The following is a 14662-nucleotide window of genomic DNA, read 5'->3' on the forward strand; positions in this document are numbered from 1 at the left end:
CCCCACGGCTGGTCCGGCCCCGCGTCCGAAACGGTCTGCGCTTGATTCGAAACCAAATGTTGAGGATTCGCTGGGCGAACCCCTCACCTCATCAACTAGACGATTGCCTAGAGGCAACAGTCTCCCCTGTCACCCCTGCTTGGCAACCCACCCCATCCCTCCCTCGGACTCCTCACGAAGAAGGCACAAAACCTACACACGAGGACTATGTGACCGGTGTTTGAGGGTCAGCGGCGAGCGGAAGGACCGTGCCAGTCCAGGCACAGCACCAAAGAGTCGTCGGCCGCCGGAGTGGCACCGCGATGTCCCAACAGCTCCTGCAGCATCACCCTCGGCACCTGCGCGGCGGGCAGCAAGCGGGTGTTGTTGATCGAGGCGGCAAGTGCCCGGACGCTGTACCTCTCACCGCCCGGGGACAGCGCGTCATAGACGCCGTCGCTGATGAACAGCAGGCGGTCCCCCGGCTCGACCTGGAAGTGCTGCGGCACGTATTCGGTGTCCTCGAACATGCCCAGCGGCATCTGCTCCTCCATCTCGATCGTCTCGACCACCCCCCGGCGCACCCGCCAGACCTTCGGGGAGCCCGCGTCAACGATCTCCACGTGCCCGGTCGGCAGGTGGAAGCGGAACAACAGCGTCGAAAGGTACCGACTTCCCTTGTACTGCCCGTACACCGCCTGATCCGCCAGGCACGCCTGATCGCTCAGGCTCAGCCCGGCACGGCGGGCGTTGCGCAGCGCGTTGACGGCGAGATTCGTCAACAAGGCGGCGTCGATGCCCTCTCCCATGCCGTTGCTCACGGTCACGTACAGGTCATCGGCCGAAGCCGACCAGTCGAAGGAATCACCGAAAATGGCGTAGGCGGGCTCCAGTTGGGCGCCCAGGCTGTACTCCGGCCGGGAACACGAGCGCCCGGGCAGCAACTGCCACTGCATCTCGGCAGCCAGCGTCAGCCGCTCCACCCGTCGCTCCCGCAGGAAGAGATCCGTGTCCCGCTCCGCGACCACCACCTCATGTGCCAGCGCATCGGCACACCCCTGCAGGTCCTCCAGCACGTCCGGGGCCGGTCCGTCACTCTCCGGCAACGTCACACTGAGGATGCCCAGGCGGTCGCCGCGGACGCTGACCGGCAGGTGCACCGTCACCTCGGACGCCGACCGGTCGTACACACAGTGCGGTTCCTGAGCGCCGAACGCACGACCCGGAGCACTGTCATGGATGGACACCGGAGCGCAGGTGTGCGGTAGCACCCCGACGGGCTGCAGCCTCGTCATGGCGTAGTCGGCCAACAACAGATCCACCGCCCTGGCCCGATGGCGATGCTCGACAGCGGAGCGCAGCACATCGAAGATCTCATGGGGCGCGGCTTCACGCAGAGAGCGCTCGACCGCGCTGGGTCTCTCCACCGGTACAGACCTACTTCCTTCGCGAACTCCATGAAAGCGACTGTCGGTATCGACCAGTCAAGAACCACGGATGCCCGTCCAGGACCACGACATGCGCGCGGCCTCTCGCCTCGCCAGCACCTCGCGCTCCGTGGACGTACCTGCGGTCACGCACCGCCGTTCGAGCGTTGCAGCCGATGAGCCGGCCCAGGTGAAACGCTCAGCCAAGTGCGGCCGAGCCGTGCCGGGCACGGTCTACCCTCGGCCCCGCCGCTCGGACCGGGTGTTCGCGTTCGACGCGTTCGGGCCGCTCGGCATCCGCTCCCAGGGCGGGTCATGCTGCGCGCCTGCTGATCGTCCCGAACGGCGCCCCGCGACGACGCGTGCCGCCTGGCCGGCCCACCGGCCCGGGTCCGTGGCGGCGATGACTGCGCCGTCGGGCGCGGTGCATGCACTCGCGGCGATGTTCGTCCGCGGCGTGCGGACAACTCGCCCTCATCGGCGGGACAGGACGACCTGACGGAGCGCCCCCCGATCGCGCAAACCACCTTCCAGCCGGGTGGATTCGGCGACGGCAATCTCGGCGACGTGCTCGGCGCACTCCGGTACGCCTCGGTCGACGTAGCAGGCGTACCGGTTCGCGGCAAATGAGACGCCGCGGACAAGGAACCGCAGGAGGTCGTCTGCCGGCTGCGGACGGCCACGGCTTGCGGCTGACGAACGGGGTGGACCCGCAACCCGGGGGCCTACAGGGAATCCTCCGGCTCGCCGGCAAGTTTGGCGGCGATACGGCCGAGAACTGCGAGCTCTTGGGGGTCGAGCTGGTCGACGAAGTGGCGCCGCACTGACGCGACATGAGTAGGAGCGGCTTGCCGGAGAGTACCCAGTCCCATCTCGGTGAGAACCAGCAGACAACCTCTGCCGTCATCCGGGTCCGGCGCACGGCGGATGAGCCCACGCGCCTCCATGCGAGTGGCGTGGCGGGACAAGCGGCTTCGGGACCACTCCATCTTGGCTGCCTGCTCACGCAGGGTGCCACTGCCGTCGGAGCGCTCGGACAGGGTGCTGAGTACCTCGTAGTCGGGTTCGGACAAACCGAGTTCGGCCAGGTCCTGTGCGGTGCGGGCCTGCACGACGGTCACCATGCGGCGGTATGCCCTCCAGGCGTGCTCCTCTTCCGGACCGAGCCAGCGAGCAGCAGTATCCGACCTCTTCGTTGACATGTAATCAACTTACCAGCTAGCTTCATTTCCATGTCAACGAAAAGGACGCGCGTTCTCGTACTGATCTGCAGTACTCGTCCCGGCGCGCTCGGCCCGGCAGTCGGCAAGTGGCTGACCGAGACGCTCGCACCTACCGCCCTCACGCTGGATGCGGCCCTGGTGCCGCTGGCCCTCGGTGATCTGCGACTGCCCTTTCTGGATGAGGAGGAGCACCCCTCGACCGGCGTCTACCGGCACGAGCACACGCGCCGTTGGAGCGCGATCGTCGACGAGGCCGACGGCTTCGTCGTCGTGACGCCGGAGTACAACTACGGGATGCCCGCGACCCTGAAGAACGCGCTCGACTACCTTGGCCCCGAGTGGGCCTGGAAGCCGGTCGGTTTCGTCAGCTACGGCAACACCTCGGCCGGCACCCGGGCGGTCCAGCACGCCAAACAGGTGATGACTACTCTTCGCCTCGTCCCCCTGGGCTCGACCGTCGCGATCCAGATCACGGACGCTATGCGAGAAGACCGCTTCCAGCCTCGAGCGTCCCTAAGTGACGCCGCCGAGGGGCTGCTTGCGGAACTGGTGCGGGTCGCTCACGCCCTGACCCCGCTTCGCGAGCGTGAGCGCGTGAGCGCGGTGGCAGGGCCCGTCGCAGGCTCGTACGCACGGCGCCTCACCCCGGATGACGCCCCGGAGGTAACGGTGCTGCAGCGCTGCTGCTGGGCCGAGGAGGCGGTCGCCAACAGCACCCTCGCGATACCGGCCCTGCACGAGTCGCCCCACCAGGTGCGCGCCTGGCTGACCGACTGGCATGCAACGGGCCTGTGGCAGGACGGTCGGCTTCTCGGGATGGTGCGGACGCGTCGCAGCGGCGCCGAGCTGCGCATCGGGCGGCTCGCCGTCGTCCCCGACCTGCGTGGAGTCGGTCTGGGCCGATGGCTGCTCCGCATGGCCGAGTCAGCCGGGGAGGGTTGCCGGCGCATCGTCCTGTCCACCGGCGCCGCCAGCAGCCGGAACCTCGCCCTTTACGAGAGTCAGGGGTACGCCCCGCTTCGCGTGGAAGCGGACGCCGGTGTGGTGCACCTCGCCAAAACCGTCCCTTCTTGAGCACTTCGGGGCCCGCATCCGCACGGTTTCAACCCCCGCGCTTCGAACATCAACGGGCGGTGACGGGCGAATGACCGGCCCCGACAAAGGCTGCTTATCGTGGGCCAGTCGGCCTCCCGCGCTCGTATGTCTGGGCATGGAAGGCCGTCAGCCACAACCGTGGATCGCGTCGGACGAACTGTGATCACTAAACGAGCCGTTGCTGCCGAAAGCGAAGACCTCGCCCGCCTCGAAGCGGTCTGAAATGCTTCGACGTGTTCCGCCTTGCCTTCTTCAACGAGGAGGACGAGGCCGCCGCCTTCCGGAACGAGGCCACGGTCGGCGTCCGCACGAGACCGGATTCCGGCTCCCCCGGCTCCGAGGCCGACGACCGACCCGATCTCCGCAAACGCCCCTTCGGCTTGCTGGAAGCGCCCATAGGCCTGGAGCTGCTGTCGCTGTACAAGGGCGCGGCGCAGCCCCCGTTATGTTTTCCGGGCGGGGGGTTCCTCGGAGGCGCTGATCAGAGGGCCGGCCACCGTCCGGTCCGGCGCAACGCCGAACGGTTCGCGGGCGGCAGGTCTGCATGGGGTGGATGCGCGAGCACGACACCCCGGCCGAGGCCGGGACCGTCAACACCCCGGGAAGGGCACGATGTTCGAGATCGACGACGTGGGTGTGTTCCTTGGCCTGGACGTCGGCAAGGCCGCCCACCACGGCCACGGGCTCACCCCGGCCGGGAAAAAGGTCCTCGACAAGCCGCTGCCCAACAGCGAACCGGAACTGTGGGCCGTGTTCGACAAGGTAGCCGATGACCTACGGCAGTTCCTGGAGATGCTGGAGCACTCCCTGACACGGTTCATCGCCGACGGCGAGGCGGGACATCTGTAACCGCAGACACCAAGCGCCCATTTCGTGAGGCGCTGTAAGAGGTCTCGGCGGACCGTCGAAGCCGCCGACGTGAAACTCGGGACGGCCACCCGGCATGACCGGCAAGCGGCGCGAAACGGACCCGGCTCCGGCCTCGTGAACGCAGCGAGGTCGCCATGTGCCCGTTGAAGAGGTATTGGAACGCTTAACAGGTGTCCCCTTGCCTGCCCGCAAGAGGGAAGTCCCGTGCTCAGACCGTACGCGCAGGTGCAGTCACGTGACGGATACCGCACCCACCGGGCCGCTCGTACGGTTGAATCGATCCCCCGAATTTCAAGGAAATCCTATGCAACAAATCACGCTCGGAAATGTCTCCATCACTCGGGTATGGGAATACTCCGGTTCCGTCGGCATGACGTCCGACATGTTCTTCCCGGAAAGCTCGAAGGAAGTCTGGGAGTCCGGTTCCGGCTGGCTCGTCCCGCATTTCCCGTCGCCGCCGGCCGCGCCGCCGACGTCGACCTCCTCGTCGGCACCAACACCGAAGAGGGCAACCTCTACCTGGTCCCGGTGGGCAAGTACGCCACCTCCACCGCCGCCGACGTCGACGAGGCCGCCGCACGCGCACACCCCGACCCGGCACAGCTCGTAGCGGCCTACCGCACGTCACGCCCCGAGGCCACCTTCGCGGAACTGCGCTCCGCCGTCATGGCCGACGCCCTCTTCGGCGCGGGCAGCCGCGCGCTGGCGAGCGCCCATACCACCCACCCGCGGACCGCCACCTACGCCTACGAGTTCGCCTGGCGCTCCCGCGCCCTGGACGGACAACTCGGCGCCACCCACGCGGTCGAACTGCCCTTCGTCTTCGACCTCGCGGACCGGCCCGAACTCAACGGCCCCGCCGCCCTGCTCGGCCCGGAGCAGGCCCCCGCCGACCTCGCCGCCCGCGTCCACGCGACCTGGATCCGGTTCGCCCGGACCGGCGACCCCGGCTGGGACCCCTACGACACCGACCGCCGGGCCACCATGCGCATCGACGCCGAATGGAGCCAGATCGACGACCCCCGCAGCAAGGAACGAGAGGTGTGGAGCTGAAGCCCATACCGGCTTCGCCTGCCCAGCCCCTCCACGGAACACCACCACTTCAAGGAACACCGTGACCAGATCCGTCATCACCACCGACAACGCCCCCTCCCTGCCGGCCCCCCTGTCCCAGGGCATCCGCAAGGGCCCCGTCCTGCAGATCTCCGGACAGCTCCCCATCGACCCGTACACCGGCGCGGTCGTCGGAACCACCGTCGCCGAGCAGACCGCACAGGTCCTGCGCAACGTCACCGCCGTCCTCGAGGCAGGCGGAGCGGGCCTGGAGGACGTCGTCATGCTCCGCGTCTACCTCACCGACCCCGCCCACCTGCCCGAGCTGAACGACGCCTACGCGACTGCGGTCGGCGAGCCCTTCCCCGCCCGCACCACGGTCTACATGCAGCTCCCGCCGGGTCTCCTCGTGGAGATCGACGCCCTGGCCGTGCTGGACGACTGACACAGCCACAGAACTGGCCGGTCCGATGCGGTGCAACGGGAGACCGGACCGCGCCGGACCGGCCAGCCATCCCAGAGAGCGAGAAGGGGGAGGACAGGATGGATGGCCGTTTGTCGAAGACGTGCACCAACCTGAGAGTGGTGCCGGCAGACCTGCTGGACGCCCTCTGTTCCCTGTCAGGACGCCCCTCGCCACCCGCCGGAGGCCATCTGTCACGATGCGTCCACGAGCACGTGCTCCACGCAGTGGCCTCGCTGCCGGTGGGCTCACTGCAACCGGGCGACGTGAGTGCGGCCACCGAAGTACGCGCCGGCCTCCTGAACGCCGACGTACCGTCCGCCTCGGACGCCACCGCCCGCTGCATCCAGCAGACGGTCGACGACCTGGGTCCCGCCGACCTCTGGACGCTGGCTCGCGACACCGCCATGACCCTCGACGAACTGGCATGGGGCGCTACCGCAACCCTGGCGGGGGAACGCCTCGCACAGCCCGACCCTCTCGACGTACTCGCTGCGCAGGCCATCGTGGACGAACTCGCCGAACGGACCCCGTGCCGGTGGGGACGGCAGCACACCGACGCCGTTCGTGCCGCGCTGTACCGGACTCTGGCCGACCTCGCCGACGTTCTCCTGGAAGCGTCGGAGTCCACCCCCACACTCCTCGACTGGACCGCCCACGACGGCGGATGGCGGGCCTCGGCCGTGATCGGCGGAGTGATCCACCACGTGGCGCTCCAGAAGGGGGAGCACTCGCCCTCTGCCGCACAGCCCGTCTGGCACCGCACGCCCCCCTCAGTCGCACGTATCGCTTGGCAGTGGCGGATCACGAACGGACCGACCGGGCGCACCTCCCATGACTGTGGACCTATCCCTTCCGCACTCGCGGCACGGCACGCCGCCGAGTGCGCGATCACGGCACTCGCCGCCGGAAGATGCAGTCTGTGACGATTCGACCCGTTCTCGGAGTACGGCATCGACCGAGCCCTGAGGGGTCCCGGGGTGGCCGAGGAGTGTACCTGTATCCGCATGAGCGAGCGATCTACCTGCGCAAAGCTCTTACAGGGGGCTGAATTCGGTGAAGGCGCTGGGTACGATGTCGGTCGCTTCGATGCTGGCAGCGCGCAGTTCCGCCTGTGCCCGCTCGCCCCACGGCCGCGCGCCGAGGCACCGGATGGTTTCGAAGGCGCTGCTCAACAGCGGACGGGCCTCGGCGATACGGCGCTACGCCGCGCGGAGCGATCCAGCTTGTACGCCACTTGCACGTCGTCGACGGCGTGGTTGGTTCGGAACGGACGGACGTTCACAAGGCGTGGAGCTTCCCAAAGCAGTCACCTGACGCATACCGAACGGAATCCCACGTGCCGAGACTGGTGATGCGGGCGATGGCCGGTCAGACCCTGAAGGCTCTCTCGCGGCCGTGCACACGCGAAAGGACCTACGGAGATCACCATGACGGGAAGGACGACGACATCGTTGTGGGACCGGTTCGCGGGCTTCGACCCGGGGCTGATCCGTCTGACCTCCGCGATGCGTGCCGTGCTCGGTACCGCCGCGACGCTCGCCCTGCTGACAGCGCTGCGTGCGCCCGAGACGGCGCTGGTGGTCGGCGGCTTCACCGCAATGACGACCTCTCTGGCCATCAGTGACCTGCACCCGCGCAGCCAGCTGATCACGCTCGGGCTCGGCCTTCCGCTCTCCCTCGCGTGTCTGGCCGTCGGAACCGCGCTTACGCCCTACCCGACAGCGGCCAAACTGACCTTCCTGGTGCTGATCTGCCTCGCGGTTCAGGCCCGCCGGTTCGGCCCACGAGGACTGGGCCTGGGGATCTTCGGTTTCATGGCCTTCCTGCTGTCCCAGTTCGCCCCGGCCCGCGCAGACCAGCTTCCGCGGCTCGGCGCATCGGTACTTGTGGCTTTCGGCGCTGTCACGATCGTGTGGTGCTGCGTCGGCCCCGTCACAGGGCCTGGGGCTCTGAGGCGGCTACGGCACGCATTCGACGTGCGTTTGCACGACGTCCTGCGGGACACGGCCTCGATGGTCCTCGCCACCGGGCAGGACGTCGGCACCCGGAGCCGCTCGTTGCAGGACCGCCTCGACAGGCTGCACGAGTCCGTACTGCTGATCGAGAACTTGCTCGACGAGCGCGCCGCAGGCGAGGACACCGAGGCCTTGCGGCCGCACCTCAGTCGGGTGGAAGTGGCAGCGCAGCGCCTGGCCGTACTGGCGGTCCGTGCGATGCACACCCCGGCGGCCCGCAACGATCCGGCGGAACGGACGGCGCGACAACGGCTCGCACAGCGGATCCGGGCTCTCCGGTACCAACCCACCGTGGGAACCACTCGCGGAGCCGAGCGGTGTGCGGAAGGGTACGAAGGCGACTCGGCAAACTGGCCGACCGGCTCCGCATTCGTGCTGGACTGCTTCCCTGCGGTCGACGAACTCGCCGAAGCCCTGCGGGTTCTCGGTCCACGCGGCCGCCCGAGAGCACGCCGGACAGCTTCGCGCAAGCCCGCCTCACCCACCTTCGGAGCGCTCCCGCGCCGGGACACGGACGAGGAAGGCCTGAAACGGGGAGCCACCCGCCAGGCGTTTCAGGTGACGGCTGCCTCGGCCATCGCCATCACGGCCGGTCATCTCCTGTCCCCGCACCTGTGGTACTGGGCCGTCACGGCCGTATGGGTCGTGTCCATCAAGAACGAGAGCACCGGCGAGGTACTGCTGCAGAGCCTCCGGCGGCTGGCGGGCACCGTCATCGGCGTGGTGTTCGGCTACGGCCTCGCCGCCCTGGTCAACGGAGACGGCCCCGCCCTCCTGAGCCTGCTCCTGCTGTGCATGTTCGGGATTTTCTACACCCCGTCGCACGCCTACTGGGCCGTGACGTTCTTCATCACCGGCACGCTCAGCATGCTGCTCGCGCTGACGGACACCTTCTCGACGCAGGTGCTGCTCCTGCGCGTCCAGGAGACCGCGCTGGGGGTGTCCTGCGGGCTTCTCGCCGCCGTCCTCGTCCTTCCCACCACGGTCCGCCGCGCCGGCGACGACGCACTGGCCGGCTTCCTGCGCGCCCTCGACCACCTCTTGCGGGCTGTCGCCTCGGGAAGCCCGGGCACGGAAACCCCGACGAGCCGGGTCCACGCGGCACACGACCTCGACCAGGCCCTGGAATCCTTCCGCAAAGCCAGTCTGCCGCTCACTCATCCGTTCGCTCCGCAGCGCCGCCGCCGTCACCGCGCCCGCCACCTACTGGAACTCCTCGACGTCGGCGCGTACCACGTACGGAGCCTGGCAGCCACGGCCGAGCGTCTGCCGGCGGGCCACGTCCCGGAGTACGCCATGCGCCTCACCGCCGCGGCCGACCACGCGCACGAGACCGTCACCCACCTGATTCGCGTCACCGGCGATCGACCGAGCACCGTCTCGCGTGTGGCACGACCCAAGGTCACCACGACGCTGTCCCTGCTCTCGGAGGAGCAGCGCGTGTGCCGCAGCCGGCTGTCGCTGGAGTACCGCCTGCTGCTGCACATCGATCGCCTCGACTCGACCCTGACCGCGCTCGTACGAGCATTGGACCCACTCGCACCGGACCTGGACCGCACCGCCGTGGCCCCCTCCGAGAGAGTGGACCTCCAGTTGCCGCACGGCCCGGCCCAGGCTGCCGCCGTGAGCTGCGCCGACCCCGCAGACCGGTGCGGAAGGGCCCAGGCCGGCTGAGACCGTGTCCCCTGTGGACCGGCCGGAAGATCGGCTACACGGTGCTGGGAGTGGGGCGGATCCTCGCCGACTGACCAGTCGACAGGTCCTTCTGATGACTGACTCGCACCGCGCTGCCGGACCGGCTCCGGTACTCCGACGGCGTGACGCCCGTGGCGGGCCGGAAGAGCCGACGGAGGTTCGACACGTGCAGGTAACCGACGCTGCGGGAGATCTGGGCGACCAGCTCATCGGTCGGCTCAAGCAGCTCGCGTGCCTTCGCGACGCGCGCCGCCTGGAACGTCACCGTCCTACAGGTCGAACTCCAGGTGCTCGATGTCCGTGAAACGGACCTCCTCCAGGGAGCCGGCGCGGCGGCCTCCGTCCTGGAAGTACACCTCCTTGAGTGCTTCGGCCGCGATGCCCTGGAGCTGCTGGTCGGTGGCACCGGCTTGATGGGCGTCGAAGAGGCGGCCTGCGTACTGCGGCGGCAGGGCGACGGTCAGGTGCCGGATGCGGTCCTGGTCCGTCGACCCGATCGGTGCGGTGTAGCCGAGGCGGGCGCGGGTGTCGATCACGATGCCGTCGGTGGTTGCCGCCTTCTGCCGGGCCCTGGCCCGGACCTGCGGCTGCCACCGGGCCTTCACCTCGCGCTCCAGACGGGCAGCGAGGTCGGGACGGGGTCTCTTGATCTCGTTCTTCACGTAGCGCTCGACGGTGCGCTGGGAGACCCGCAGCATCTGGGCCACCGCCTTGGTGCCCTTGAGCTGCTTGACCAGGTACCGCATCTGCGCGCCCGCGCTCTTGGGCGCGGGGCGGGTGAACGCCTTCTGCACGGCGGCGTCCAGGCCGTTGCCGAACAGGCTCATCGCCGGCTCCTACTCTCCGCTGTCGGCGTCGGTGACGGTGCCGTCCTTGATGTACCGGGCGAGGTTCAGCTCCGGGGCGTCGAACCGCTCGCGGACCTCCTCACCCCACAGGACGCTCTGCGTGCCCTCATGTTTGACCAGGCCCGGGTTGACGCCCAGTTTGAAACCACCGGGCAGCGGCTTGCCGTCGCGGTAGGGCAGGAAGTCCAGCGGCGAGGGACCGGCCGCCGCGTAGACGACGCAGTCGGACAGGATCGCGATGGGGTACTGGCCCGTGAACGCCGCGTGCTTGACGATCTTGCGGTGCAGGTTGATCCGTGTGCGGGAGATGACCGCCGCGCGGATGTCCGGCCGCCACGTGGGCCGGGACAGGGCGCGCCACGGCTGCCCGGGCTTCCAGCCCTCGCCGCGGGGGCGCTCGCGCAGCTTGCCCAGACCGCCCTTGACCGTCGCCTTCATCGCCGAGACAACGATCGCCAGCTCGGGGTCACGGCTCCTGTAGCCGTCCATCGCGGCGAGGAAGTCGTCCGGCGTGCGGTCGGCGTCGACGCCGAGGTCGGACATCGTGGCGAGGTAGGCATCCCGCAGCCGCTGGTACCAGCCGTCCAGGTAGCGGCCGTTCTCGTACCGGACCCACGCCTCGACCGGACGTACCTCGTAGCCGAGTTCCTTCGCGTACGCGACGGTGGGCGTCGCGTACCAGGCCGGGCCCTCGGGACGCTCGCCCTTCGGCGTGAACGGGCTGGGCAACAGCGAGGCGTCCAGCTCCGCCCACTCCTTGCCCACCTTCACCCGCGACAGGTCGACGTGGGAGAGGTCCACCAGCCACGAGCCCGGCAGCTTCGCATCGAACGCCGGTCGCTCGACGCGGGTGGGCGCTCCCAAGCCCACGGTCAGACCGTTGGCGCCGGCGGCGAAGGCCATGTTGACGTCGATGCCGACCAGGTACCGCAGCATGCATTCGTCGTCGGTCATGGGCCGGGCCCAGTCGTAGGCCTCCTCGAACAGCTTCTCCGCCGGGCCTCGGACGTGGAAGCGCGGCAGGGCGGCCAGGAGCGGGTGGCCGTCAGGGGCCTCGCAGGGCGCGCAGTCGACCGGGTCCTGGCCCAGACTGCCGGGGTTGCGCTCGGAGTGCCGCCTGCCTGCCGCGTCCGGCTGGGAGGCGCGGGTCGGCGGGTGCAGGGCGGTCATCAGCTCCAGGCCGGTGACGGCGGTCGAACCGCGCGGGGTCATCACCCTTGAGGCGTACACGCCCAGGACGCGGGCGAGTTCGGCCGGCGGGAGCTGCCCGGCGTGGCCCCAGTGCCGGGTGTCCAGCGCGTGCCAGGACGGGATGCACAACTGCACGCAGGCCCGCTCCGAACCCTGCGCCGGGCGGTAGATCCGCGCCCACGGGCCGAAGCCGCGTTTGGTCAGCTTCCAGTGCGCGCGGGCGAGCTGCTTCACGGCCTTGTGACCCTCCGGGATCCGGCCGGCGAGCCGCTCCTCGTCCGTGAGCGTGACGGGCAGGCCGTAGCGGTCCAGAGCGGCTTCGGTGAGCACGAGCAGCGGGTCGGCGTCCTTGCCCGGCCCGGACAGCTTCGGCTGCCCGAGCTTCGCCTCCGCCAGGGTCCAGTCCACCAGGGCCGCAAGGCTCTTGGCGGGCACGTCCAGGACCAGGCCGCCCGTGCAGTACGCCCGTACCTGCCCGTCCTCGACATCGACGACCGCCAACGGGCCGTTCTCGAACCGCGGATCCGTGCCACCGGCCGCGGTGGTGCGGAGGGAGGCAGCGCTCTGGTTCCCATCCGCACGCCTGGCCGCCGGCTGTCTGCCGGGCGCCGCCGGGCGGGACGGTGCCGTCGGCGCGGCGGCCGATGCGGAAGGCACGGCGGCAAGTACGGACGGCGGGGCGGCAAGTACGGACGGCGGGGCGGCAGGTGCGGACGGCGAGGGGGCGCCCGGGTCCGGCCGCGGCGCGGCCTCACTGCTGCCGGGCGGCACGGCGGACGCCGGGAAACGCCGGGACAGGCCCTCCAGGAGTCTGCGGTAGGCCTCGATGCGTTCGGCTTTCGGTTCGGCGCGGCCCGTCTCCCATGCCTGGATGCTGGCTACACGCACACCGAGGGCCTGTGCGACGGCGGCCTGGGTCAGTCCGGCCGCCTCACGCAGGCGGACCCGCTCGTCCGGGACAGGCAGTACGCCGCCGTCGTCGACGGCGGCGAGCAGTGCGTCGACGGCGGCGAACAAAGGCTGCGGCTGGTCCGTCATCTGCTGCGCTCCTCTACCGGACACCCTGACGGATCTCCTCCAGGCGGGTCACCAGCCGCTGGTAGCGCTGGGAAGCCGCCTGGGAGGAATTCAGGCCCTGATGCCCGGCGATCTGCCGCCAGTCCATACCCCGGCGCCGGGCCTCGATGACGACCTGTGTCTCCAGCCGGTCCAGCGCCACGCGCATCACCTCGAAGAGACTCAGCCCAGCGGCCACCTCGTCAGCACTCACGTCAGGACACTGCCCACCGTCCTGCCGTTGGCCTGCGGCGGCCGCCAGCAGACGCCCCAGCAGCGCAGCGTCCTGTGCCAGACGGATCGCCGGGTCCCATCCGCCGGCCGGATCCTCCGCAACCGCGGACAGCCGCGCGCGGGCCCGGCCATGAGCTTCAGCTGCCATGGCGGCATGCTACCGCCTCCGTGGAAGGAAACAACGAACCGTTGTTTCCTTCCACGGAGGCGGATGCGGATGCGGATGCGGATGCGGGACATGGATGGCATGGCCGCCTCGGCGGCAGCAGCGGACCCCGCCCGCAGAGGCCCGCCGCAGTGGTGATCCGCCCCCTGTCAAACCCGAGCAGCCCCGAAGCAACCTCCGGCACAGCAGTGGCCGGCCCGTTGGGGAACCCCGTGACAACCACCACGACTCCACGGCCCCACCCCCACGCCCCCTACCAGCACACCCACACCACGAACCCGATGCCGCCCAGCCGATGACACCCCGCCCGCCGCCCACTTACAGAGAGCGATAGTTGACCAGTCTGAGTACTGTCGAGCAGCTCAGCCAGTGTGGTGACGAGCCCTGCGGCAGCGAGCTGCTTTCACATGAACCGCATCCTGCGGCGCCCGAGCGCCGCGGCGTCGAGCCCGGCAAGGCACGATTCATCATCGACGTGGTACTGGCGATCCACCGGCGAGCCGTGCCCCGCTGGCTGGCCGAGCCGGACACCACCCTCGCTCAGGTCATGGCCCAAGCCGCCGCCGAACTGCGCGAAGTGGTCGCGCCGCCGGCTCCAACGATCCGCTGAGCCGGCCGCAAACACGCCGCGCAGGCAAGCGTAGAGCCTCCGCGCCCGCCCCGGAGGAGTTGGGAGAGGCTTGACCTAGGACGGGCGCCCGCCGAACTGCCAGTTGTGCACCTCGATGTCGGCGTACCGGTCCGGGGTCAGGATGGCGCGTGCCGTGTCCGGGCCGGGCGCTCGGACCAGCGCCGCCGTGCCCAACCAGGTAGCGCCGTCGTCGGACAGCAGCGGTCCGTAGGCGATCAGCTCGTTCCGGTCCGGCGGCACTTCGAGGTCGGCGGCCTCTCCGGCGCCGAGGCCGAGCACCAGGTACCGGTTGCCGCCGGTCCGGCCGCCGGGGAACTCCCACATGGTGCGCCCCAGCGTGTTGCGCCACCGTCGTAGCAGCACGTCGCGGTAGGCGCCGGCCTGGTAGTTCGGCTCGTCGAAGGCGAATGTGCGGGCAGCGGCGGGATCTGGCAGGTCGAGGATGTGCACGCTTCCGGTGAGCGTCTCCCCGTCGTCGGCGAGAGTCGGGCCCCGGGCGATCATCTCCTTCGCGTACTGGTCCATGTACGACCAGTGCGCTTCCCCCAGCTCGTAGCGCAGGGACAGGGAGGCGGGCCGGTCGCGGTGGTAGCAGAGGAACTCCATGCCCAAAGATCTCTTGTGGGAGAGGGGCAGGTCGAGCGGATTTCATGGCGCTCGCTGCTCGACGGCCTCCTCCGGTCGGCGCGGAGTCCCTGCGAGGTTGAGCCCTG

13 protein-coding genes and 3 pseudogenes are annotated in these 14662 nt (G+C 69.6%); 8 read left to right on the forward strand and 8 right to left on the reverse strand.

Annotated features, from left to right (window positions below; all coding sequences use genetic code 11):
* Positions 1-227 precede the first annotated feature (227 nt).
* The gene (locus R2E43_RS00425; protein ID WP_332055772.1) at positions 228-1406 is read right to left on the reverse strand and encodes a PP2C family protein-serine/threonine phosphatase; all 1179 of its coding nucleotides are present in this window, start codon (positions 1404-1406) and stop codon (positions 228-230) included.
* 250 nt (positions 1407-1656) lie between these two features.
* Here R2E43_RS00425 and R2E43_RS00430 point away from each other — a divergent pair.
* A pseudogene (locus R2E43_RS00430) lies at positions 1657-1770 on the forward strand (IS630 family transposase); the annotation flags it as partial.
* 361 nt (positions 1771-2131) lie between these two features.
* Here the strand turns inward: R2E43_RS00430 and R2E43_RS00435 are convergent.
* Positions 2132-2608, reverse strand: a complete 477-nt coding sequence (locus tag R2E43_RS00435) for a MarR family winged helix-turn-helix transcriptional regulator (RefSeq protein WP_030873321.1) — start codon at positions 2606-2608, stop codon at positions 2132-2134.
* A gap of 30 nt (positions 2609-2638) precedes the next feature.
* Here R2E43_RS00435 and R2E43_RS00440 point away from each other — a divergent pair, with 30 nt between their 5' ends.
* The 5 genes and pseudogenes from R2E43_RS00440 to R2E43_RS00460 all read left to right on the forward strand — a co-directional run bounded on the left by R2E43_RS00440 (position 2639) and on the right by R2E43_RS00460 (position 7036).
* Entirely contained in the window at positions 2639-3703 is a 1065-nt protein-coding gene (locus R2E43_RS00440; RefSeq protein WP_332055773.1) for a bifunctional NAD(P)H-dependent oxidoreductase/GNAT family N-acetyltransferase, read from the forward strand.
* A 633-nt stretch (positions 3704-4336) separates the two neighbouring features.
* Positions 4337-4489: pseudogene (locus R2E43_RS00445) on the forward strand (IS110 family transposase); the annotation flags it as partial.
* Positions 4490-5029: 540 nt separating this feature from the next.
* Positions 5030-5647, forward strand: a pseudogene (locus R2E43_RS00450) (carboxylesterase family protein); the annotation flags it as partial.
* A gap of 61 nt (positions 5648-5708) precedes the next feature.
* Complete coding sequence (locus tag R2E43_RS00455; RefSeq protein WP_332055774.1) at positions 5709-6092, forward strand: RidA family protein; 384 nt, start codon at positions 5709-5711, stop codon at positions 6090-6092.
* Between the two features lie 233 nt (positions 6093-6325).
* The gene (locus R2E43_RS00460; RefSeq protein ID WP_189284111.1) at positions 6326-7036 is read left to right on the forward strand and encodes a hypothetical protein; all 711 of its coding nucleotides are present in this window, start codon (positions 6326-6328) and stop codon (positions 7034-7036) included.
* A 111-nt stretch (positions 7037-7147) separates the two neighbouring features.
* On the opposite strand, the gene R2E43_RS00465 is transcribed toward R2E43_RS00460, so the two are convergent.
* Entirely contained in the window at positions 7148-7285 is a 138-nt protein-coding gene (locus R2E43_RS00465) for a hypothetical protein (protein WP_159025369.1), read from the reverse strand.
* A gap of 405 nt (positions 7286-7690) precedes the next feature.
* Here R2E43_RS00465 and R2E43_RS00470 point away from each other — a divergent pair, with 405 nt between their 5' ends.
* The gene (locus R2E43_RS00470) at positions 7691-9802 is read left to right on the forward strand and encodes an FUSC family protein (protein ID WP_332055775.1); all 2112 of its coding nucleotides are present in this window, start codon (positions 7691-7693) and stop codon (positions 9800-9802) included.
* 34 nt (positions 9803-9836) lie between these two features.
* Here the strand turns inward: R2E43_RS00470 and R2E43_RS00475 are convergent, their stop codons facing one another.
* From R2E43_RS00475 to R2E43_RS00490, 4 genes are read right to left on the reverse strand one after another with little or no spacing between them, the layout of a single operon-like run.
* Positions 9837-10088, reverse strand: a complete 252-nt coding sequence (locus tag R2E43_RS00475; protein WP_332055776.1) for a helix-turn-helix domain-containing protein — start codon at positions 10086-10088, stop codon at positions 9837-9839.
* 4 nt (positions 10089-10092) lie between these two features.
* Positions 10093-10650: a telomere-protecting terminal protein Tpg gene (tpg, locus tag R2E43_RS00480; RefSeq protein WP_003971403.1), complete on the reverse strand. Its 558-nt coding sequence runs from the start codon at positions 10648-10650 to the stop codon at positions 10093-10095.
* Positions 10651-10659: 9 nt separating this feature from the next.
* Positions 10660-12900, reverse strand: a complete 2241-nt coding sequence (gene tap / locus R2E43_RS00485; protein ID WP_332055777.1) for a telomere-associated protein Tap — start codon at positions 12898-12900, stop codon at positions 10660-10662.
* A gap of 13 nt (positions 12901-12913) precedes the next feature.
* On the reverse strand, positions 12914-13300 hold the full coding sequence (locus tag R2E43_RS00490; protein WP_030873355.1) for a hypothetical protein: 387 nt from the start codon (positions 13298-13300) through the stop codon (positions 12914-12916).
* A 352-nt stretch (positions 13301-13652) separates the two neighbouring features.
* Between R2E43_RS00490 and R2E43_RS00495 the strand changes: the two genes are divergently transcribed.
* Positions 13653-13928, forward strand: a complete 276-nt coding sequence (locus R2E43_RS00495) for a hypothetical protein (RefSeq protein WP_332055778.1) — start codon at positions 13653-13655, stop codon at positions 13926-13928.
* A 75-nt stretch (positions 13929-14003) separates the two neighbouring features.
* Here R2E43_RS00495 and R2E43_RS00500 read toward each other — a convergent pair whose 3' ends face one another.
* Complete coding sequence (locus R2E43_RS00500) at positions 14004-14555, reverse strand: YciI family protein (protein WP_011031866.1); 552 nt, start codon at positions 14553-14555, stop codon at positions 14004-14006.
* Positions 14556-14662: the final 107 nt, after the last annotated feature.

The sequence above is a fragment of the Streptomyces violaceoruber genome, from assembly GCF_033406955.1.
Classification (GTDB): Bacteria; Actinomycetota; Actinomycetes; order Streptomycetales; family Streptomycetaceae; genus Streptomyces; species Streptomyces violaceoruber.